Annotated in this window: 1 protein-coding gene; it reads right to left on the reverse strand. The window is 63.2% G+C overall.

Annotated features, from left to right (window positions below; all coding sequences use genetic code 11):
- The coding region (locus tag G9U53_RS33260; protein ID WP_165639981.1) for a DUF389 domain-containing protein at nt 1–908 on the reverse strand (908 nt) is incomplete at its 3' end.
- Nucleotides 909–1,000: the final 92 nt, after the last annotated feature.

A 1,000-nucleotide genomic window follows, 5' to 3' on the forward strand; every position in this document is an offset into this window, starting at 1 on the left:
CCGGATCGGGGCAACGAGAACAGCAGCAGCACAACTACTCCAGCGAGCACGATACCGATCAGATTGACACCGAGCTGAGCCAGCGAACTCAGCACGACATTCCACTTACCTGCGAAGACCGCAACGACCGCCAATCCCGCAGCTGGCACCGTCGTCACCGAGATGAACACCCCCACCAGGACCGTAGAGGTAGAGGTGACCGTTGCCAGCATGCCAGCCGCTCCCGCCAGCAGTGCTACCACCAGTGAGAACGGCCCCACCTCGTAGATGAAGTCGAATGCGCGGGCGTTCTCGACATCGCCGATTCCGACCCAGCCCAGACGAATCCACAGCAAGGTAGCCAGGCCGGTGAGGGCCATCGCGGCCGGAAACGAGATCGCGAGGGTACGAATCGAATTTCGCACGAGATCTTTGTCTCGACGTACCAGACCCACTGAAAGCGCTGCCAGCGGCCGGAACTCCGGCCCCACCACCATTGCACCGACCAGGGTCAGCGGCGACGCCGTGGCAACACCGACTGCCGAGAGCAAAAACGCGATCACCAGGAAGGCCAGGAACGCCGGAGTCAGTCGGGCACCTTCGCGCACCTGACCGAGCAACTGCTCCCACACCACTGTCTCGTCGGGTCTTCTCGGGGCCGCAGTGTCCGCCCGTTCTGCGGAGAAGGACAGCATGGTTCCCGCCGGCTCGAACGAAATACCGCCAGCCCTCACCAGGTCCAGAGCAGTCAACGCGGCAAGCACGTCGTTCGCGCATGCGCGGGCTACATCGGCCTCGATCACATCTCCCGGCGGATCGACAGCGGCTCTGAGTGCGAGTGTCACATGAGTAGCCCCAGGTTCGGCGGCCAACATGTTCAGCACATCTCCGGTCCGCTCACTCGGCGAGATGACACGCAGATGCAGCACAGTATTGTCTCCTTCAGCCGGCGGTGGCCTCGGGTGCAGGCAGCATCGACGGCCGGTCCATCACCGGAAACCATAGCGGGCTCGGACATGTC

The sequence above is a fragment of the Rhodococcus sp. D-46 genome (assembly GCF_011290655.1).
GTDB classification, from domain to species: Bacteria; Actinomycetota; Actinomycetes; order Mycobacteriales; family Mycobacteriaceae; genus Rhodococcus_F; species Rhodococcus_F qingshengii.